The sequence below is a fragment of the Microcoleus pseudofavosus SVA1_A4 genome, from assembly GCF_036700565.1.
Taxonomy (GTDB): Bacteria; Cyanobacteriota; Cyanobacteriia; order Cyanobacteriales; family Microcoleaceae; genus Microcoleus.
On sequence record NZ_JAUBPE010000017.1, the window covers coordinates 40,438 to 61,362 of the forward strand.

Consider the following 20,925-nt stretch of genomic DNA (forward strand, 5'->3'; position numbering starts at 1 on the left):
CAATGGTTATATCTCTCAGGTCGTGTTCACGATCGTTTTGTGGTAGGGAAACGGCATTGCCGTGTCCTGCGTTGCTCAACACAATTACTTCCAACCCAACCACCTTAACAACGGCACAACCAAATAGTGACTAACTCCCAAACAAAGCCCGATCGCACTTCCCAACAAACCAAAAAATGCGACAGTACCCCAAACTTGCAGCCAGCCGATTACAGCGTAAGACGGCGACATAATCCCAAAGAAACTCCCTGGAAAAATGCTCAAAGCATTTAGAAACAGAAACAGTCCCGTAGAACAAACAGCCACTACCAAAGCGTGAACTAATTGATGGCTGCGCAAACCCATTCCGATCGTTAAAGTGGCGATCGCAAAAGCTCCCAAAATAACCCCCTGCACACCGCTAGAAGCTGTTGCTTCCATCCAGCACAAACCCGCCAACAAATAACCCTGAGCTCCCATCAATCCAGACAGCCAATACTGTTTGTGCTGGCGAAAACTCCCCGCATCCGTCAAACCGATCGCAGTTCCCAACCCCGCAAATCCAAACAGCAGCACTTCCGGCCCGACAGAGAAAGTCATGTTAGGGATTAATTGATGCAAACCTTCATTCAGAAAACTGGCAATTTCCGGGCCGATAGGCGAAGCATAGCCCAAAACCAAACCGCCGATCGCCCCCGCACTTCCACCAACGCCGCCGAGCACCATTTCCCAGCCCGTATCCAGAGAAGCTACCACGATTTGGGCGATCGCCCCAAACACAAAACCAGTCAGGCTGACAGTTTTTTGCGCCCCCGCCACCACTACTTGCCTGCAAAATTCTAAAATAGCTTGACCGATTGGGGCGATCGCGATTTTGCCATTACTCCTAGCATAAATCTCCTGCAAACGCGCCCGAACATCTCCAGCCGTCGCCGGACGCTGCTGCACGTTCGATCGCACCATATCGTCCAACAAATTCGCCAAAGCCGGACTCACAGAGACGATGTGGCGCCACCGCAACTCTCCCGTCATCGGATCTTCAATTTCGGCCGGATACTTCCCCGTCAGCAAATGAATGCAAGTCCGCCCCAGGGCATAAAAATCCGTTGCCGGCACCACACCGCCTCCCACAATTTGTTCCGGCGGGCTGTACCCGGGCGAAATCAACCGCGTCGAACTCGGAGAATCTTTACCCACGGGTTCGCCACCGCCCATCTGCTTAACTCCCCCAAAGTCGATCGTTACCAACTGCAAACCGCCCAAACCATTGTTCAGTAAAGCTTGTGGTGATTCTGGGTCTCGCAGCATTAAATTAGAGGGTTTAATGTCGCGGTGAATAATCTGACACCTGTGCAACTCCTCTAAAATTTCCACAGCTTGACTCAGCCAACTAAACACCCATTCCTGCGGACACCCCTGGGGGTGATCGTTGAGAACCTCTTCTAAAGTTTTGCCGTGAATCTTTTCCATTACCAAACAAGGTAAGCGCCTCGCCGCATTTCCCTCGCTGAGAGCAAAATTTTGGGTTTGGACGTGAAAATAACCGTCCGGCTCGACTCTAGGGACGCCAGGGTGCCGCAAAAGTGCCAAAACCCAAGCTTCTTGCTCGAACAGTTTCAGCGCTTTCGGGGAAGTTTCCAGCAACAGTTTCAGGACGCGCTCGGTTTCAGTTTCTGTGTCCCAAACTGTAAAAATCGCTGCAAAACCCCCGGAACCGAGGCCTTGTAGAGGTACGTAGCGATTTTTTAGCCGCAGCGGAGTCCCGCAACTCTGACAAAAATTATTGCCCCAAGTCTGAGGGTAGGGTCTTGGGCAATCTGGATTGATGCAGTGGACGGCTTTTGAAGGGGGGTGAGGCACAACCAGAGTAAAAATGGGGCTAAATATCCATAGTAGACTTACGCGCAGCTAACGCAGAAACCCGGTTTTCAGCGAGGTTAAATTGCTGTAACGACGGATTTGGGTTGAGAAACCAGGTTGCGGCACAAGTCCTGTCCATATTATGTGCTATGCTGTCGATTTTTGAGTTTGCCAGTAGTGGCAGTCAGGGGATTTTAGATTTGGGATTTGGGATTGAAGAATTGCTGCATTAGTTCGCGATCGCACTTGCGACCTCAGAAACCGGGTTTCTTTGTATATTTGTGGTTAATAAACGCCAATTTTTCGTAGAAACCCGGTTTCTAGCCACCCTACGGGATTTGGGATTTGAGATTGCTACAATAGTCAATTGCAGTTGAGATCGATGGGGCGATCTCAACTGCCAACCACAACTTTAGGTATTTATAACTAATTTTTCTTGCCAATTACCAATTACCAATTACCAATTTTCAATTCTGATTTTTCAGTATTAAATTCTTTACATAAACCGTATTTATTCGCTGTTAGGCTCGCTGCCAAATATCTTTCGCGCGATCGAAATTCCCCGCCCGCTCTGCGATCCCCAGCCTTTCCCCCTGCATCCTTCGCCACTTTAGTTTGATAAGATATGTAACATAAAATTTCCTAATGTAAAGCTAAATAAACAATACTTATGATGATTAAAAGAATATTAAAATTTCAGCGTGTCACTTTATTGATATATTTTTAACAGCCTGCGATCGGGCAAAAAAATTAAGCGAATACTAGGAAGCGAGATATGGCTTACGCGCAAACCCAAACTCAATCAAAGGCTGGGTATAAAGCCGGAGTTCAAGACTATAAACTAACGTATTACACGCCGGACTACACGCCGAAAGATACAGATATTTTGGCTGCTTTCCGCGTCACACCGCAGCCGGGAGTTCCCCCAGAAGAAGCTGGAGCTGCTGTGGCCGCTGAATCTTCTACAGGTACATGGACGACTGTTTGGACTGACCTCCTGACCGACCTCGACCGCTACAAAGGTCGCTGCTACGACATCGAGCCAGTTCCCGGCGAAGACAACCAGTACATCTGCTTCATTGCTTATCCTTTGGATTTGTTTGAAGAAGGTTCCGTCACCAACTTGCTGACCTCTTTGGTCGGTAACGTTTTCGGTTTCAAAGCCCTGCGCGCTCTGCGGTTGGAAGATTTGCGGGTTCCGATTGCTTATCTGAAAACTTTCCAAGGCCCTCCTCACGGTATTACCGTTGAGCGGGACAAATTGAACAAGTACGGCCGTCCTTTGCTGGGCTGTACAATTAAGCCCAAATTGGGTCTGTCTGCTAAGAACTACGGCCGTGCCGTTTACGAAGTTCTGCGCGGCGGTTTGGACTTCACCAAAGACGACGAAAACATCAACTCGCAACCGTTCATGCGCTGGCGCGATCGTTTCTTGTTCGTTCAAGAAGCTATTGAAAAAGCTCAAGCAGAAACCGGCGAAGTCAAGGGTCACTACCTCAACGTAACTGCCCCTACCTTTGAAGAAATGATGGAACGGGCAGAATTCGCCAAAGAAATCAAAACCCCGATCATCATGCACGACTACCTGACTGGTGGTTTCACTGCAAACACCAGCTTGGCCAAATGGTGCCGCCGCAACGGTATTCTGTTGCACATTCACCGCGCCATGCACGCCGTGATCGATCGTCAGAAAAACCACGGTATTCACTTCCGCGTGCTTGCCAAGTGCTTGCGGATGTCCGGCGGCGACCACCTGCACTCCGGTACAGTTGTGGGCAAACTCGAAGGCGAAAAAGGCATCACGATGGGCTTCGTAGACTTGATGCGCGAAGACCACATCGAAGAAGACCGCAGCCGCGGTATTTACTTCACCCAAGATTGGGCCTCCATGCCCGGTGTCATGCCGGTTGCTTCTGGCGGTATCCACATCTGGCATATGCCAGCTTTGGTGGAAATCTTCGGCGACGACTCCTGCTTGCAGTTCGGCGGCGGCACCTTGGGCCACCCTTGGGGCAACGCACCTGGTGCAACAGCTAACCGCGTTGCTTTGGAAGCTTGCGTCCAAGCTCGTAACGAAGGCCGCAACTTGATGCGCGAAGGCGGCGACGTGATCCGCGAAGCTTGCAAATGGTCTCCTGAACTCGCTGTTGCTTGCGAACTCTGGAAAGAAATCAAGTTTGAGTTCGAGGCAATGGATACCGTTTGATGATTTTGGGTTTGAGATTTTAGGTTTTAGGTCGCAAACTTGCTGGGAAGTCTTTATCTTTGAAGAAGATTTACCAGTAAGTTTGCATCCAAAATCTAAAATCCAAAATCTAAAATTTGAGGGAGCTGGGGTCAAAAATGGATCTCAAACAAGTTGCGAAAGACACCGCTAAGGTGCTGGCAAGTTACCTAACCTATCAATCCGTGCGGATGGTGGTCGCTCAGTTGAGCGAAACCAATCCTCCTTTGGCAATCTGGTTGAACGACTTTTCCACGAAGGCCAAAATCCAAGATGGAGAAGCATACATTCAAGAGTTGCTGAGGGAAAATCAAGATTTAGGATTTCGGATCATGACTGTGCGAGAGTATCTGGCTCACGATGTGACAGAATATTTGCCAGAAATGGTTTCTACTGGCATTCAACAGGCGAATATGGAACACAGACGCCAGCATTTAGAGCGAACTACGCAACTTAATTGGTCTGTTTCTAGCAGTAATCCTGAAACATCAATTGATTCTGAACCGAATCTGGATAATTTGTCCAGTTAACCGATCGACAAGTGCGATCGAACACACACCTTAGAGATACAAAAAATGAAGACTTTACCTAAAGAGCGTCGTTACGAAACTCTGTCCTATTTGCCGCCGCTGACAGATTCGCAAATTGCCAAGCAACTTCAGTACATCTTGGATCAAGGCTACATTCCCGGCGTAGAATTCAACGAAACCTCTGCTGCTGAAATGCGCTACTGGACTTTGTGGAAATTGCCTTTGTTTGGTGCTCGCAGCGTCCAAGAAATCATGGCTGAAATTCAAGCTTGCCGCCAAGAAAATCCTAGTTGCTACATCCGCGTCATGGGTTTTGACAACGTGAAGCAGTGCCAAGTGCTCAGCTTCATCGTGCACAAGCCTAACACCAGAGGCTACTAAAGACCGCTTGAATTGTTAGAAGTTCGTAAGCCTAAGCCAAGTAGAAGCAATTTACCTATTGTTTCTACTTGGCTTAATTTTATTAAAGTCTGGAATACCACACAATAAACTTATTCTGATTTAGAATTATGCCTAGATTTATTTCTCCACCGCTTAACCAACTATCTTTTTTGAGAACGCCTCTGACACAGGGAGAAAGAAAGGTTTTAGAGTTTTTTCTGAAACACTTGCCAGAGGAGTGGGAAATTTACATTCAGCCACACCTTAACGGTTTGCGACCTGACTTTGTTTTATTAAACCCTCAAGTCGGGATAGCAGTTTATGAGATCAAAGACTGGGATCTAAATGCGATGCCTTACAGAGTGCAAATGTCCTTAGAAGGCATCCCTGAACTTTGGGCTACTTCCCGCACAGGTGTGGATTTTAAGGTGGCGGATAACCCTATTGAGAAAGCTATTCATTATAAAAATAGCATTTTGAACCTGTACTGTCCGCGACTGGCAATTAACGCTTTGACTGATGGTAAATTTTTATCTATTGTTACCGCTGGTGTCATTTTAACTACAGCCACTACCAGCAAAATCGAGAGATTATTCTATCCTTTTCAAAAATATTTCAAGCTCTTAGACGCTAAAGAACCATATTACCCAATTGTTGGTATTGATGCGCTAGAAGGAGAGGAGTTAAATAAAGTTTTTCCTTCATCCCGTTGGCGTTCCTCTAAATTTATGAACGCTCAACTGGCCAAGGACTTGCGACATTGGTTGATTGAACCAGATTCTGAGTCAACTCAGCGACAGCCACTTGAACTGAACAAAAAACAACAAGATTTAGTAGCAACTCGCACCGCAACAGGTTATCGACGCATCAAGGGTTCAGCAGGGTCAGGCAAGTCCTTGGTTTTGGCAGCAAAGGCGGCTCTATTATCTACACAAAAGAAAGATATTTTAGTTGTTACTTTTAACATTACCTTGTGGCATTACTTGAGAGATGTAGCTGTCCGCTATCAAATGCCCAAGAAAATGGATAGTCAATATATTACTTGGTGTCACTTCCACGAATGGTGTAAGGGAGTTTGCTTGGCCGCAGGATTTAAAAATAAGTACGATGCACTGTGGGGGGACGGAAAAAATATTGATGAAGTTCTGGAAGTAGATTTAATTAATTTAGTCAATGAGGTGATATCACAAGATCGAAAGAAAGAAAAGGAGCAAAGGCAAATCCCCACCTACGATGCTATTTTAGTTGATGAAGGTCAGGATTTTAATCTTGATTGGTGGAATACTCTCCGCAAGGTACGTCGGGACAAAGGTGAAATGCTGCTAGTGGCAGATGAGACGCAAGACCTTTACCAACGAGCTAAAGATTGGACAGAGGAAAGTATGGCAGGGGCTGGGTTTGTTGGCCCGTGGACTAGGCTGGATATCAGCTATCGGATGCCTCCTACTTTAATCACTTATTTGGAGAAATATGCCAAGCAGTATTTACCAAATATCTCGATTAATATTCCTGAAGCTGAAACTTCAGAACTCGATATTTGGCCTGTACAAATGCGGTGGGTTCAGTTAAACCCTGATGTTCAAACCGCTAGGTTTTGTGCTGATGCAGTGTTAAGTATGCCAATTTGGACTCAACCTGAAACATTAGCTTATTCTGACATTACTTTGCTTGTACAAGATCATAAAGTTGGTTTGCAGTGTGTCGAATTACTTGAACGAAGTAACGTCAAAACAGCCCATGTTTTCGGTAACGACCACATCGAGCAAAAGCACCGCAAATTGGGCTTTTTTATGGGTGATGCTAGAGTTAAGGCTACCACAATTCACAGCTTTAAAGGTTGGGAGTCTCGCTGCATGGTCATCCATATTAGTCGCGCCAACTTACCAGAAGACCTAGCTACTATTTATGTAGCATTGAGCCGTCTCAAGCGACACACCGTAGGCAGCTATTTGACAGTAATCTGTTGTGCTCCAGAACTAGAAGCGTTTGGAAAAACCTGGCAAACATTTGAGCGGTTATAGATGAATAACTGCTCAATTTTAAAGTTTGAGGCAAGAGAGAAAATTTCTGCCTCATCTTTTTTATAGCTTGCAAATGGCTTTTAAAACTTGCAGTAACAGAATTGACGATTCGGACTCCATTAGGTTTAGCAAAGGCATTAGCTGATAGGTTGGGGTATTGCCGCGCTGAATATTGACGAACTGATAGTGCATTCCGTTTGTTGTCAAACCCCAGATTGTGTCTTGATATTTTAAATTTTGATAAGCATAGGTTAGCAATTGGGATAAACCCATCAATGCGTTGATTCCAGAATTTTTACTTTCAATCACCAAAACCCAAAAATATGTATCGCTTCTGATAGGTTTTATCCTGTTGACAGCCAAGATATCAAACCGTCCTTTAACGATTGTATCTTCATCTTCAATGCTAATTTCAGCGATGTCTTGTTCTAAACTAATTTTAATCGGGCGGCGGTAGAAGCCAGCCAATCGCATTAGGGGAAAAGTAGTCAGAGCTTTTACCAGTCCTTCAGAAACTCGATCCGTTGAAATGTAGTCATCGAAATCATCCCTAATTTGTATAAGTTCCTGCTGTTCGTGTTCTGTGATATCTTCAAGGGATAACAGAGGGGTAAATGAGTTAGTGTACTGCTTTTGAAATCCGAACAGACGGTGTACTTCTGCTAATGTTAGGTTTTTGGCATTAATAGTTGTGGTCATATTTTGAGAGTTATTTAAGTTTTAACTATGATTCTAACATAGAGATTGTGGTAGTCAACTTGCACAAGATAAGGAGGACACGGCAGTGCCGTGTCCCTACACCATAATCATCAATCTTCCTTTTCTGATAACCATCGCGCGATTAATTGTAGGGAAACGGCACTGCCGTGTCCTGACTTGGGGTAATACCTAATCTATTCTTTCCATCACAACACCATCAACTATTTCATAACCCCAGTTAAAATGTCGATTTGCCAACTGTTCGGCCATGTCGTATTCGCCCAAATCGCAGAGTTCAACTAACTTTTGATATCCTTCATCTCTTTCTCGCTGCAATCTTGACCGCCGCAGATTTTCCCGAGTTTCCTCAGAAGGATTTGGTCGCTCTTCCCCCAGCGGATTAATCTCGCTAATTCGTTTCATATTCGCCTCCTAAAAAGGGATTGATTCGACTATTTCACCGTCTACTATTTCGTAGCCCCAGTCTGGATTGGCTGCGATTTGTTTTTCAATTATACTTCGACCGAGAGGAGTGTTGTAAGCTTTTTGCAAAGCGGAAATACTGGGAATTTCGGCGGGAGTTGGCGATGCTGTTTCTGCAAGTTTTCGCGGTTCTGGCATTGGGTCAGATGTGGATTGATTGAGGGCAAATTGCGGCGCGATCGCCCCTAATTTCCGCATCACGCTATCCTTGGTGATTTGCGGTTTTTCGTTGAAGGAAGACGGCAGATATGGTGTGTCAACGCCCTGCTGTTTTGCTTTGAGCGCATCGTCAGCAAGGCGATCGCACTTTCGCAAAAAACCCTCCCACAAATCTTTGCCCAAAACCGGGTTTCTCAAGTCAGCACGAGCTTTAGATACTGCGGATTCTAGCGGTTCGCCTTTGTGGACGTAATACTGAATTCGCTCCTCTTCAAAAGCAGGATAAGGCACTTCCGGCTCGATTTCCCAATCCCGCTTGACTTTCTGACTTTCTCCTAACGGGATTCCGGCGATAAATTCCTCCCAAAAAGTCGAGGTTAAGCCTTTTGTCATGCTGTCAATAACTTTAAATGCCCAGCCAGAAGGATTGCCAAACCATAAATTACGTTCTTTGGCATATGCTTCTAAGGCTCGCTGAAAGTTGTGCAGTTCTTCTTGGGAATTCCAAGGGCCGCTAAATCGGTAATTCGGGGTGACAGCAACGGCTATTTGCTGGCGGGGTTGACCGAAATATTTATCGGTTTTAACAGCCGGATTTCGGGGGAAATTTTCGCCAACAATTTCTACAGGATTGTTGTTGGGACGGGATGTTTCTGTTATAAAATTCTGGTTATTCTGGGCTGAAAAATTATAAATTATAGCCTCGAAGGCGTCGATGTCTGGCCATAATTCTAAGGTGTATATGTGGTAATTAATTAATTTTTCTTTGAGGAGGGATCGACTTTTGAGTTGACTTCTGGCTAATTCTTGTTCTTCGCAATTTAAACCAGTGGCTACTTCAATCTCATCGCAGTTAGTTGTTATCCAATTTTCGTAATTTTTTACTTCAGATTGCCATTGAAATAACTTGCAAAGCAAAATACTTGCCCCGACGCCGCCGGTAATTTTAGCTAATGCGGGATAGTAAATGGCGGGATTTCCTAAATTTCCTAAAAATATTCCTATTTTCATTTTGTATATTCTTAATTCCCTTGAATCGTAGGGTGCGCCTCGGCGCACCTTACCTTGAATCCTAGCGTGCGCCGAGGCCCACTTTACCTCGACTAAACTAGCATTGAGAAACTTAAGATTTTCTTTAAGCTTCTGTCTATTCCCGACTGAATGGAGTTTCTAGAGGAAAGACGGGGATCGCATATTCGATCGCCTGATTGACAGGACTGACTTAAACGTAATAATAAATTATTTACTGTACAGATCCTCCCAAAATGAATCCAGACCGCCAAGAGGCTTATTTGAACTTAATCGAGCGAGTGCTTACCTGTCCCAACGGCCAAGAACCAGAGGTTTTGAGTTCCTGTTCCGATTTAATTGATGCGGGATTTGTGCAAATGCTAATCCAGATATCGGCTTCAATGGCCGGCGAAGGTGACGAAGATACTGCTAAATTTTTAGTGCAACTTGCTCGTTTGCTGGGGAAATCTTTGGGTTTGTCGCCGGATTTGGTGCCGGCTGGGTACAGAAGTGCACAGGGGTAGAGAAAAAGTGCGATCGCCTCGTTGTATCATGTTTTGAGAAATGGGGGCGATTCCCTACCCTTCGGGATAGCTTCGCACGCGCGTACTTTTTAAATGCAGCGATGGCTTTACAGTTTATATTCGAGAGGTTCACAAAATTCATTAACCCCAGTTTTAAACACATAAATAATCACCGCCGTCACCAAAATCTCTGGACAAACCTTTGCAGCAACTAAATCTCTAAAGGCAGCATTCAATTGTCCGTTTGTCAACTCTTCTTTAACCTCTGATTTGCAGATAGCAACGCGACATCTTTTGGCCAATCCGTCTAACCAATTTTCTGATATATTCGGTTCTTGTCCGGCTTGAATTGCTAGAGATATCGCTGCATCTTCGATGTTACCTTCGCAATCTTCGATTTCATCGAGGGCTTTTAGGGCTTCGGGATATTCCGCTAATTGCGAGCGAAATTGGGCTATTTGTTGTGAGGTAATAATCACCATATTATTTTCCTGGGTTCTCTGCTGGCGGGACAAGTTTAGCAATTAAAGTTGCTATTATAGCATTTTTTTGATTTAAGTGGGAATTGGGCGATCGAACTTAATTACCTTTTCCACGGATATTTTGCACTTCGTAATAGTCGGGCTGGGGCTTAAACCCCGTATTAAAGCTTAAGTCCGAACTATGAGGAGTGATGTTAAAATGGACAAAAAGCGGCGCTAAAATAGGTTAGTAGGACTCATATTTCTCGGAAGTTAGGAAAAATGACAACAGTTACTTTAAACTTAGATACTGTCGAATTAACAGATGAACAGTTTTACCGTTTGTGCCAAATGAATCGAGATTGGCAATTTGAACGGACAGCTAAAGGAGAAATTATCATTATGTCACCAGTAGGCGGAGTCAGCGGCAATCGAGAAGCGGATTTAATTACAGATTTGGGTTTGTGGAACCGTCAAACGCAGCTAGGGAGAGTGTTTAGTTCTTCAACTATTTTTCGGCTGCCTAATAATGGAGACAGATCCCCGGATGCCGCTTGGGTTAGTTTGGAAAAATGGTCTGCTTTAAATGACGAACAAAGAGAGAAGTTTCCGCCGATTTGTCCTGATTTTGTCATAGAATTGAGATCGCGCACAGATTCGCTGCGGCCGCTTCAAGAGAAAATGCAGGAATATCTCAACAGCGGTTTGCGTTTGGGTTGGTTGATTAATCCTCAAGACCAACAAGCAGAAATTTATCGCGCTAATCGTGAGGTGGAGATTGTACAATTTCCAGTTAGTTTGTCGGGAGAAGATGTGTTGCCGGGATTTGTGTTGAATTTGCCGATGGTTTAAATGGGAATTAGAGGAATCGGCGATTGAAATCGCTTCTACACAAGCAAAGTCCGCGCAACGCGAGACTGAAGATTAGATTAAATTTTTACGGTTTCCAATGCTATTTTTTTCGGACAAATATCATCATCATACCAACCAGTTAAAGCTACGGCCAAAGCATCCGCCGCATCATCTGGTTTCGGAATATAACCTAATTCTAACTCCCGCGCCACAGCCTCTTGCACTTCCGATTTGTCAGCATTCCCACGCCCAGTTAATGCTTTTTTAATTTGCGCTGGGGTAAACTCGAACAGCGGTACTCCACACTGCGCTAATACCAGCGTCAAAACGCCCCGCGCTTGGGCTACAAGTATAGTGTTTCCCATTTTGTAAAAGAACAGTTTTTCGGCTATGGCTACATCTGGTTTTATCTGTTCAATTACAGCGTGCAAATCTTCGTAGATTGTTTTGAGGCGCTGTCCCATTTCCTGTTTTGGCGTTGTTTTAATCACCCCGCAATCAATCATCGAAACAATGTTTTCATCTTGTTTTCCGGGGACTATGTGACAGGAAATTGCGCCGTAGCCGAGGCTTGCTAAGCCTGGATCTAATCCTAAAATTCTCTTTTTCATTGGCTATTAGTCATCAGTTACCGTCATTAATTTTTAGTTTGATCTCTACACACTGATGACTAATATATATCAGTTTTTAATCGGATGAGATACAGGACAAGGGAGGACACGGCAGTGCCGTTTTCCTACCCGATATCTTGTTTCCGAAAATAGTTCGGATTTCGGTTTGCAGACAAGGGACGACACGGCAGTGCCGTGTCCCTACCCGATATCTTGTTTAGGTTTGCACTCAGGACTTTAGTCCTTAGTAGTCTTTACTATGAACTGGTTTCTAGGCCGAATACCCGATCGAACACTTTAGTCACTTTATACCCCGAATCTATTGATTCTAGCGGGTCTTTCCGCAATCGGTGCCGCAAACACAGAGTCATCACCCGGCGAATATCGTCCACAGTCACCTCTGTGCGGCATTCCAAAGCCGTGAAAGCTTTAGCAGCCCGATTCGTCACCAAATCGCCCCGCAGCCCGTCTACGTCCAATTCCGCGCAAACTTGGGAGATTTTCACCCGCAAATCTCGATCGATAGTTACCGATTTTAACCTTTCCTGAGCTTCCACCAACCTCTGCTGCATATCATCTTGTTCGTGCTGATATTTCGCGAGAAACTCCGGCGGATTTTGGTCAAAACTAGAGCGCTGTTCGACAATTTCCACTCTTAAATTCGGGTCTTTTACAGTCCGAATTTCTGCGTGCATCCCGAATCTGTCGAGCAACTGCGGCCGCAATTCTCCTTCTTCTGGATTCCCGGAACCGATTAAAATAAACTTAGCCGGGTGGCGGATCGAAATGCCTTCTCTTTCAACAGTATTCCAACCGCTGGCGGCCGAGTCGAGCAAAACATCGACTAAATGATCGTCGAGCAAATTGACTTCATCGACGTAAAGAATGCCGCGGTTGGCTTTAGCTAAAAGGCCGGGTTCAAAAGCTTTTACGCCTTCCGACAAAGCTTTTTCAATGTCGATCGTACCGCAAACTCGGTCTTCGGTCGCGCCCAAGGGTAAATCTACCATTTGGACTTTTTTGCGGGCGATTTTAATCTCAGTTTGAGATAAAGTGCGATCGCGCACCTCGTCGCTCATCAAATCCGGATCGGTGGGATGACTGTTAAAAGGATCGTCAGCCACCACCTCAATTTCTGGCAGCAAGTCAGTGAGGGCGCGGATTGTGGTAGATTTGCCAGTACCGCGATCGCCCATAATCATCACCCCGCCAATTTTCGGATCGATGACATTCAACAGCAGCGCCAGTTTCATCTCCTCCTGGCCAACAATCGCAGTGAAGGGAAAAACAGCGCGGCGGGCTGGGGTAACAGTTGGCAGAGCGCCCGCATTTAGGGTATTGCTGACTTCGGCAGTAGGACTCACAGGATAACTCAAAATATAATAATTGCTTGTTTATTGTGACATACAAGCGGACAACAGTCACTCAAAGGTAGGCGATCGTCATTTTGAGTCGCCTCGTCGGCTTACAAAAATTCATACACCTCTATAATATCTTGTAACGTCCGTCAAGAGTTATAATTATCAGGTATTTCTCTATCTATTTTATCGGCATATATTGGCTAAGTCTATCGCATTAAAAGTTGAGTTACTTTATGTTAATTGAATTTTCAGTCAGTAACTTTAGGTCAATCAAAGAAGAGCAAACATTAAGCATGATTGCCGACTCTTCCACCCGGAAGAATGACAATACTTTTGTGCCAATCGAAGGTAATAAACTGCGCTTGCTTGACTCGGCGGCGATCTATGGAGCAAATGCTTCTGGCAAGTCAAATATTCTCAAGGCTTTGTATACACTGCTCTCCTATATTCACACTCTCAATATTGATGTTGATGACAATATTCCTTATTACGAACCATTCGAATTAGAGAAGTCGTGCTTAAGCCAGCCTTCAATCTTCAAGCTTAGTTTTATTATTGAAGGAATTATGTATGAGTATCAAATTGCTTTTGACAGTCGAGAAGTTCATCACGAACAGCTAGATTTTTATCCACATAAAAGACAAGCAAACTTATTTATTCGTACAAAAAACGAGGTCAAGCGCGGTGATTATTTTCAAGACAAGAGATTGTTTTCCACCAAAGCATTAACTAAATATCCTTATTTATCAAAAGTGGCTCGTGAAGAACACGAACAAATGCAAAAAATTTATGAATACTTAAAAGTATATGCTTTTTTTGCAGCCAACGATACTGACATGAGGAGTTCTTTAGTACGCCATGTTAATCCAGAATTGCAAAAAGATGAAAAGCTAAAAATAAAGTTAGATAAACTCATCCGAATAGCCGATACTCATATCGAAAACATTAATTTTAAAGAAAAAAATGTTGATTTTATATTTGATGATGGGGTGCCAGAGGAAATAAAAAAAATTATTATGAATGACAATAAGTATGAATTGTTTGCCGTTCATAAAACTTTTCGAGAGGGGTTGTTAGAAGGTGAAGCTAACTTTCCTTTTTTCCAAAAAGAATCATTCGGAACTATTACACTTTACGGCCTTGGCGCTCTAATGTTATTGATATTAAATAGAGGTCATATTCTAGTTATTGATGAAATAGATAATAGTTTACATCCTAAACTGTGTAAGTTCTTAATTAAGTTATTTCACCATCCGTTAACTAATCCCCGTAATGCCCAACTAATTTTTGCTAGCCATGAAACCACTCTACTAGATCGGGAATTATTGAGAAAAGATCAAATCTGGTTTACCGAAAAAAATAAATATGGTGAAACACAACTCTTTTCTGCCCAAGACTTTGATAAGGTAAAAGGTGATGAACCTTTTGATCGATGGTATATGCAAGGTAAATTTGGCGGTCAACCTAATATTAAAGAAGTTGAATTTATTTTTGGCGATGAGTAAACAAATAAAAAAGAAGGGAAAACAGTTAAATTATTCCATTTACATAGTATGTGAAGGAACTAATACGGAACCCATTTACTTTAAGGCAATTGCTGAACAGGAAGATGTTGTTAAAGAATATCGTGTCACCGTTTATCCAAGTGAAGAAGACCAAATCAAAGCCTCAAAAAAAGAAGGTGAATCTATAAAAACAGATGCGGTAAATTTGGTCAAAATCGCCAAACGAGAACGAGAAATAAATAATTATGACGAAGTTTGGGCAGTTTTTGATAAAGATGGTTATACCAAACATAAAGAAGCATTTTTATATGCAAAGAAACACGGTGTAAATCTAGCCTTTTCAAGTATTGCTTTTGAACATTGGATTTTATTGCATTACGAACAGAATCGAACTGCTTTCCCTAAATCGCAGAATGTTATTGATTATTTGGAACAAGCAGGTTATTTTACAGGCTATTCTAAAAAAGCAGATATTTCCATTTATCCTATAAACTTCAAAAACTGACTCAAACAGCTATTAAAAATGCAGCCTGGTTACGGATGGAGATGGCAAACAATCTAGCTGCTTGTGATAATAAAATCTATGAATTAAATCCTTATACCACTGTAGATGAGTTAGTAATGAAGCTTTTAGGTTTTAATCCTGTAACCTACGGATATATTAAGGAAACGCTTAGAATTAGCGATTTTAGTATCACAGTTAATGATGTTCAGCGCCACTGTGGAATAAGTTTGAGTGTTTGTATTGTCAATGACGGAAAGTGTGGCTATTTAGTGAACAACCACTGCAACCACTTTTATTTAAAAGATCAAGACCAAAATACATTTCCACTTGTCATTGATACTCCAATTAAAATTGAACCAAGTTCAACTCAATATATTGCCTTAAAGTGTGAAAATTTTTCCGCAACGAGCAAGTTAAGATTGCATTTTAGTCCTAAGCAAAAGGAAAGACTAATTATTGCGCTTGAAAATACAACTAAACAGTGAAAATAATTACGCACAAAAACCAAATAAACCGCGTTTTGCAACCGGGCTCTATGGTGTTGCACGATCGATTTTCCTTCATCAAACCCGGTTTCTGCGGCCAGGACTATGTGAAACAAACAGGATTTACCACTGCGGCCGAGAAGCCATCAAAGCAGTAGCCTGCTCGCTCGGTAAAGGCTTAGCAAAAAAATAACCCTGACCGTATTCACAGCCGATCGACCTTAACTTAGCCAACTGCGCCGCCGTCTCCACACCCTCAGCAATCACATCCATGCCCAAAGCATGAGCCAGCGCCACAATCGTCCGCACGATCGCCACATTCTCCCCCTCGCTTTCGAGCTCCATCCGCCCCACAAACGACTTATCAACCTTCAAAGTATCCGTAGGAAACCGACTCAAATAACTCAAGGACGAATAACCAGTGCCAAAATCATCAATTCCCAACTTGACATTTAACGCTTTCATCTGCTTCAAAACCGCGATCGCCGACTCCACATCATCCATTACCACACTCTCAGTAATCTCCAACTTCAAACTCTCGGGACTCAAACCCGTTGTTCCCAAAATCGCCTTAATTCGCGCCACCAAATCCGGCTGAGCAAACTGCTTCCCAGATAGATTTACACTCATAATCAAAGACTGCTCGAAATCAAACATTCCCTCCCAAATCCGCAACTGACGGCAAGCCTCCTCCAACACCCACTCGCCCAGCGGCACAATTGCCCCAGTCTCCTCAGCCACCGGAATAAACTTCACCGGCGAAACCAAACCCCGCAGCGGGTGCTGCCAGCGCACCAAAGCCTCAAACCCAATAATCCTCCCACTTGCCAAAGATACAAACGGCTGGTAATGCAGCAAAAACTCCCGACGCTTCAGGGCCATCCGCAAATCAGTCTCCAACTGCAACCTCTCCACTGCCAAAGCGTGCATCGAAGCATTAAACACCTGATACCTTCCCGTTCCCAAAGCCTTCGCCCGGTACATCGCCGTGTGGGCGTCCCGCAGCAAGTGTTCCGGCTGTTCCCTGACAGTAGCAGCAGGTTCGCCCCCCAGCGCAATCCCCATACTCGCCGTCACAAACACCTCCTGCCCCTTCAACTCAAAAGGCACAATTAAAGCTTGGTGAATTCGCTCCGCCACATCCACCGCACTCCCAACATCAACATTCCTCACCAAAATCGCAAAATCGTCACCCCCCACCCGCGCCACAGTATCAGCGCGACCAATACTTGCCCTCAACCGCAGCACCACCGCCCTCAGCAGTTCATCCCCCACCAAATGACCCAAAGAATCATTAATTACCTTGAACCTGTCTAAATCCAGAAACAGCACCGCAAACAGATAACTGGGGTGGCCCTTAGTATTGGCGATCGCCCGCCCCAAGCACTCGACAAACAAATCCCGGTTCGGCAAACCAGTCAGAGTGTCGTGAAAAGCATCGTAAAGCTTCCTGTAAGCGCTGACGCCCACACCAGTCACCACTAAACTCAAAGCCGGCGACACCAGCGGCACCCACCCACCCCCAGTAAAAATCCCAAAACTAATTCCCAACAGACCCATCAACGCCGCACCCCCAACTAATCCCGCCCTCGCAGGGTGCTGAATCCGCCAAGCCACAACCCCGCCAACCACCGCCCAAGCACCGTTCCACAAAATTTCCGCCCATTCCGGCCACACCCAAAACAGCGATCGTCCCTGCAAAACCGCACTCAATATTTGGCTGAGCATTTGCGCGTGCAGCAGCACCCCCGGCATTTTCGGACTTTGGCTTTTGGCGGGACTGTAGGGCGTTAGAAACACGTCTCTGGTACTTGGTGCCGTCGTGCCGATCAGCACAATCTTGTCCTTTACCCAAGTCGGGTCAATTTCTCCGTTCAACACCTGTCTGATACTGACTTGTCGCGCCACCTGCTTGGCAGAACGGTATTTGAGTTGAATTTGGTAGCCTCTGGCGTCAATATTTGCATAGCCGCCGCTGTCAGAAGTTAAAGGCACAAATTCTGCTTTTCCCCAGTTGATTTGGTTGGGATTAACAGGGCTATTTTCCGGCTGCACTCTGTCTTTGAGATACAGCAAAGCCATTTGCACAGAAAATGAGAAAGCAGTTTTCTTGTCTGCTTGCGAGACTGAGAGCAAATTGCGGCGCACAACACCGTCAGCATCGAGCACGAAGTCGTTAAAACCAACTCGATCGGGCGGTATCCCCGGAGGCGCAGACACTCCCGGACTATCTGAATCGCTCAATTTGTTTATCGCCACCACATTCGGTGCTTTCAGCCCGGCCAGCAATTCTTGGTGTCCCGGCGCTTGAGGCAAATCCCGGTACAAGTCCAAACCGATGACTTTTGGCCGATACTTTTGCAGTTTTGTCAAGGTTTGAGCGATCGCCTTGTCGGAAATCGGAAATCTCCCCAAAGCTTGAATATCGGCCTCCGAAATTCCCACTACCAGCAGTCGCGGATCGGGGCCCGAATCCGGCTGCAAGCGCACTAACGAGTCAAAACTCCCCAATTCCCAGCTTTGCAGCCATCCCAACCTGCGGACTCCCATATTCAGCAGCGTTACAGTCGCGCCCGCAAGCATTGCAGGCAAAATCCTGACCCGCCGGCCTTGAGAACTCAGGTCGAGGCCAGTTGCGACAGACAGTACAGAACGAAGATTTCGAGAGAATTTGGCAGTCACAGAAAAAATATGTCGGTGCAAATTAGCTTTGCACAAGTCTGTTCTTACAGAATTGAGCTTAATATGAGATTGAATGTAATTTTTTCAGAACTTGTGCCGCAACCGAGTTTCTTTAAGCTAATTACTCGATTTGACAAAGTATTTCTCGGATGGGAACCTGGTTTCTGAAGATTGGCCGACAAATCCTGTCTTTCATTCCTTGTTTCCCCAAATTCCCACAAGCGTTAAAATTTAGTCGATCGAGTTTAAGGATATTTTTGAGATTATGGCGAATCAACTTCCGATTCCGGTGATTGTTAACGGTGCAGCAGGCAAAATGGGCCGCGAAGTAATTAAGGCGATCGCCCATGCTAGTGACATGACCTTATTTGGGGCTGTAGACCGCTCTCCTGAGTGCCTCAACGCCGATGCCGGGGAATTAGCCGGGTGCGGCCCGTTAGAAGTTCCCGTCACTGACGACTTGCAAGGGATGCTGGTATTGGCTGCTCAAGAAAAGCAGTTAGGGGTGATGGTAGATTTTACGCACCCTTCGTCAGTTTATGAAAACGTGCGATCGGCCATAGCTTACGGCATTCGCCCGGTAGTCGGCACTACTGGCTTGAGCAGCAAGCAAATTGAAAACTTAGCTGAATTTGCCGATAAAGCCAGCATTGGCTGTTTGATCGTACCCAATTTCTCGATCGGCATGGTTTTGCTCCAACAGGCCGCTGTCACCGCTTCTCAGTATTTTGAACACGTAGAAATTATCGAGCTGCACCACAATCAAAAAGCCGACGCCCCCAGCGGCACGGCCATTCAAACTGCTCAAATGCTAGCAGAAATGGGAAAAACTTTCAATCTGCCTGAAGTTGAGGAAACCGAAAAATTAGCCGGAGCTCGGGGCTCTTTAGCCGATGAAGGGATTCGCATTCACAGCATCCGCTTGCCCGGTTTAATTGCCCACCAAGAGGTAATTTTTGGCGGGCAAGGTCAAGTTTATACTTTACGACACGATACGAGCGATCGAGCTTGTTATATGCCAGGAGTCTTGCTGTCTATACGCAAAGTGCTTGAACTGCGATCGCTCGTTTACGGCTTGGAAAAGATACTGTAGGTAATTGGGAATTGGGCATGGGGCATGGGGTATGGGGCATTGCGAATTGGGAATACAGTGCGAGCTTCTAGCTCGCGAGCTAGAAGCTCGCACTACACAATAATTATCAGCGATTACCCGGACACGATCTAACAACAAATAACCAACAACCAATAACCAACTAATAACCAATAACCAAGAACTTCTTATGCTAATTCCCTTAACCAGCGAAACCTTTAAAGAACTAATTCCCGCCGTCGCCACGGGAGCTCAATACAAATATATCTGGGGAAAACCGCCCGATTTCTTGAGGAGAATGTTAATCTCTGCGGTAGCTGTAGTTCTCCTACTTGTCCTCTACAACTTCGCCGGTTCCGATGTCGGGCCGCTAGTTTTAATTACCGGATTGATGGCAGGTTTGTACTGGCTGTGGGGCCCAATTTTCTGGGCGAGTTTGAAAAACGCAGAATGCCGCAAATATAAATATTGCGGTTTTTGGCAAGGGCGAGTTTTGGATATTTACATCACAGATGAAGTCACAAGTCAAGAAGAAACTGTCAATAAAAAAGGACAACTCGTAATTGTTGACAACTTAGAACCGCGAATTAATTTAGAAGTTGGCGACAAAACGGGATTTACTACTACACTCCGAGCTCCCTTGCAGAAAAACCACCAAGGAATTGCCCCCGGCCAAGCTGCTTTAATGTTAATCATGTCAAATCAAGAAGATTTGGGCCGGATTGCCAAAGTTTCAGATATTTACATTCCCAGCCGCGACGTGTGGGTGAGCGACTATCCTTATTTGCGTAAAGATGTATTTGTTGAGATGAGTCAACAAATTAAAAAAGGTAGGAAAAAAGACCGCGATCGGGATAATGACAGTAGAAGTTCAAAAAGGCGATCGTCCGCTGATTATTAATTTTGAAAAGTACCCAACATTTAAGAGCGATCGCAAGTTAAACTTAGGAGAAAATTAACTCCGATCACAGCTAATGCCTACGGTTCTTCAGGTTGGACCATACAGTTTCATCTTTTTTAGTTCCGATCGAGGCGAACCAGCCCACATTCATGTTAAGCGCGATCGGCAACTTGCCAAATTTTGGATGAATCCTGTATCTCTAGAAAAAAATCGAGGCTTCAAAGAGCATGAATTAAACCAGATTGCTCGTCTTGTAGAGGAATACGAACAAATATTGTTGGAGGCTTGGCATGACTACTTTGGTACTTGAAACAGAACCCCTCGTAATTAAAGTCACGGTGACAGATGAAAAAGTAATTGTGGACTTAGTTGATGGTCGCAGTTTGAGCGTGCCCTTAGCTTGGTATCCCCGTTTGTTGCACGGTTCCCCGGAGGAAAGACATAATTGGCAGCTACTTGGAGATGGTTATGCCATTGAATGGGTTGATTTAGACGAACATATTGGAGTTGAAGGTTTGCTAGCCGGCAGACGCAGCAGTGAAAGTCAACGATCGTTTGAAAGTTGGTTAATTAACCGCATAACTAATGACTAACTTCTTCG

General features: G+C 44.9%; 21 protein-coding genes. 13 read left to right on the forward strand and 8 right to left on the reverse strand.

The genetic code is table 11. The annotated features are described in order from the left end of the window. Positions 1 to 84: 84 nt before the first annotated feature. The gene (locus tag QUA02_RS09845) at positions 85 to 1,839 is read right to left on the reverse strand and encodes a serine/threonine protein kinase (RefSeq protein WP_333027072.1); all 1,755 of its coding nucleotides are present in this window, start codon (positions 1,837 to 1,839) and stop codon (positions 85 to 87) included. 775 nt (positions 1,840 to 2,614) lie between these two features. Between QUA02_RS09845 and QUA02_RS09850 the strand changes: the two genes are divergently transcribed. The 4 genes from QUA02_RS09850 to QUA02_RS09865 all read left to right on the forward strand — a co-directional run bounded on the left by QUA02_RS09850 (position 2,615) and on the right by QUA02_RS09865 (position 6,995). Beyond that, positions 2,615 to 4,045, forward strand: coding sequence for a form I ribulose bisphosphate carboxylase large subunit (locus tag QUA02_RS09850; RefSeq protein ID WP_333027073.1), 1,431 nt, complete (start codon positions 2,615 to 2,617; stop codon positions 4,043 to 4,045). Between the two features lie 137 nt (positions 4,046 to 4,182). Further along, on the forward strand, positions 4,183 to 4,593 hold the full coding sequence (gene rcbX / locus QUA02_RS09855; RefSeq protein WP_172187990.1) for a RuBisCO chaperone RbcX: 411 nt from the start codon (positions 4,183 to 4,185) through the stop codon (positions 4,591 to 4,593). A 45-nt stretch (positions 4,594 to 4,638) separates the two neighbouring features. Next, positions 4,639 to 4,974 (forward strand): ribulose bisphosphate carboxylase small subunit, encoded by a 336-nt coding sequence (locus QUA02_RS09860; RefSeq protein ID WP_333027075.1) that lies wholly within the window; start codon positions 4,639 to 4,641, stop codon positions 4,972 to 4,974. A 128-nt stretch (positions 4,975 to 5,102) separates the two neighbouring features. Next, positions 5,103 to 6,995 (forward strand): AAA family ATPase, encoded by a 1,893-nt coding sequence (locus QUA02_RS09865; RefSeq protein WP_333027077.1) that lies wholly within the window; start codon positions 5,103 to 5,105, stop codon positions 6,993 to 6,995. A gap of 60 nt (positions 6,996 to 7,055) precedes the next feature. Here the strand turns inward: QUA02_RS09865 and QUA02_RS09870 are convergent, their stop codons facing one another. The 3 genes from QUA02_RS09870 to QUA02_RS09880 form a co-directional block, all read right to left on the reverse strand. Then, positions 7,056 to 7,694, reverse strand: a complete 639-nt coding sequence (locus tag QUA02_RS09870; protein ID WP_333027079.1) for a restriction endonuclease subunit R — start codon at positions 7,692 to 7,694, stop codon at positions 7,056 to 7,058. Between the two features lie 189 nt (positions 7,695 to 7,883). Beyond that, positions 7,884 to 8,117: a hypothetical protein gene (locus QUA02_RS09875; protein WP_333027080.1), complete on the reverse strand. Its 234-nt coding sequence runs from the start codon at positions 8,115 to 8,117 to the stop codon at positions 7,884 to 7,886. A gap of 9 nt (positions 8,118 to 8,126) precedes the next feature. After that, a complete protein-coding gene (locus QUA02_RS09880; RefSeq protein ID WP_333027081.1) occupies positions 8,127 to 9,347 on the reverse strand; it encodes a hypothetical protein in 1,221 nt (406 codons plus the stop codon). Between the two features lie 254 nt (positions 9,348 to 9,601). Between QUA02_RS09880 and QUA02_RS09885 the strand changes: the two genes are divergently transcribed. Continuing rightward, on the forward strand, positions 9,602 to 9,871 hold the full coding sequence (locus QUA02_RS09885; RefSeq protein WP_333027082.1) for a hypothetical protein: 270 nt from the start codon (positions 9,602 to 9,604) through the stop codon (positions 9,869 to 9,871). 107 nt (positions 9,872 to 9,978) lie between these two features. Here QUA02_RS09885 and QUA02_RS09890 read toward each other — a convergent pair whose 3' ends face one another. Beyond that, entirely contained in the window at positions 9,979 to 10,353 is a 375-nt protein-coding gene (locus QUA02_RS09890; RefSeq protein WP_333027085.1) for a hypothetical protein, read from the reverse strand. A 261-nt stretch (positions 10,354 to 10,614) separates the two neighbouring features. On the opposite strand from QUA02_RS09890, the gene QUA02_RS09895 reads away from it, so the two are divergent. Further along, positions 10,615 to 11,184, forward strand: a complete 570-nt coding sequence (locus tag QUA02_RS09895) for a Uma2 family endonuclease (RefSeq protein ID WP_333027087.1) — start codon at positions 10,615 to 10,617, stop codon at positions 11,182 to 11,184. A 77-nt stretch (positions 11,185 to 11,261) separates the two neighbouring features. Here QUA02_RS09895 and ruvC read toward each other — a convergent pair whose 3' ends face one another. Beyond that, positions 11,262 to 11,795, reverse strand: a complete 534-nt coding sequence (ruvC, locus tag QUA02_RS09900; RefSeq protein ID WP_333027089.1) for a crossover junction endodeoxyribonuclease RuvC — start codon at positions 11,793 to 11,795, stop codon at positions 11,262 to 11,264. Between the two features lie 257 nt (positions 11,796 to 12,052). Continuing rightward, the gene (bchI, locus tag QUA02_RS09905; protein ID WP_445305158.1) at positions 12,053 to 13,159 is read right to left on the reverse strand and encodes a magnesium chelatase ATPase subunit I; all 1,107 of its coding nucleotides are present in this window, start codon (positions 13,157 to 13,159) and stop codon (positions 12,053 to 12,055) included. 230 nt (positions 13,160 to 13,389) lie between these two features. Here bchI and QUA02_RS09910 point away from each other — a divergent pair, with 230 nt between their 5' ends. The 3 genes from QUA02_RS09910 to QUA02_RS09920 are packed head-to-tail and all read left to right on the forward strand — an operon-like array spanning position 13,390 to position 15,651. Then, entirely contained in the window at positions 13,390 to 14,661 is a 1,272-nt protein-coding gene (locus tag QUA02_RS09910) for an AAA family ATPase (RefSeq protein ID WP_333027092.1), read from the forward strand. Then, positions 14,654 to 15,166, forward strand: a complete 513-nt coding sequence (locus QUA02_RS09915) for an RloB family protein (protein ID WP_333027093.1) — start codon at positions 14,654 to 14,656, stop codon at positions 15,164 to 15,166. Before QUA02_RS09910 ends, QUA02_RS09915 begins: the two co-directional genes overlap by 8 nt. A 41-nt stretch (positions 15,167 to 15,207) precedes the next feature. Beyond that, positions 15,208 to 15,651 carry a hypothetical protein gene (locus tag QUA02_RS09920; RefSeq protein WP_333027096.1) on the forward strand — a complete coding sequence of 148 codons (444 nt, stop codon included), beginning with the start codon at positions 15,208 to 15,210 and terminating at the stop codon, positions 15,649 to 15,651. A gap of 123 nt (positions 15,652 to 15,774) precedes the next feature. On the opposite strand, the gene QUA02_RS09925 is transcribed toward QUA02_RS09920, so the two are convergent. Then, positions 15,775 to 18,234 (reverse strand): EAL domain-containing protein, encoded by a 2,460-nt coding sequence (locus QUA02_RS09925; protein WP_333027148.1) that lies wholly within the window; start codon positions 18,232 to 18,234, stop codon positions 15,775 to 15,777. 364 nt (positions 18,235 to 18,598) lie between these two features. Between QUA02_RS09925 and dapB the strand changes: the two genes are divergently transcribed. The 4 genes from dapB (at position 18,599) to QUA02_RS09945 (ending at position 20,917) form a co-directional block, all read left to right on the forward strand. Next, a complete protein-coding gene (dapB, locus tag QUA02_RS09930) occupies positions 18,599 to 19,426 on the forward strand; it encodes a 4-hydroxy-tetrahydrodipicolinate reductase (RefSeq protein ID WP_333027098.1) in 828 nt (275 codons plus the stop codon). Positions 19,427 to 19,613: 187 nt separating this feature from the next. Beyond that, positions 19,614 to 20,324, forward strand: coding sequence for a DUF8619 family protein (locus QUA02_RS09935; protein WP_333027100.1), 711 nt, complete (start codon positions 19,614 to 19,616; stop codon positions 20,322 to 20,324). Between the two features lie 73 nt (positions 20,325 to 20,397). After that, on the forward strand, positions 20,398 to 20,634 hold the full coding sequence (locus QUA02_RS09940) for a DUF4160 domain-containing protein (RefSeq protein ID WP_332980407.1): 237 nt from the start codon (positions 20,398 to 20,400) through the stop codon (positions 20,632 to 20,634). Then, complete coding sequence (locus QUA02_RS09945) at positions 20,615 to 20,917, forward strand: DUF2442 domain-containing protein (RefSeq protein WP_333027102.1); 303 nt, start codon at positions 20,615 to 20,617, stop codon at positions 20,915 to 20,917. The genes QUA02_RS09940 and QUA02_RS09945 overlap by 20 nt, the downstream gene beginning before the upstream one ends. The last annotated feature ends 8 nt before the right edge of the window (positions 20,918 to 20,925 follow it).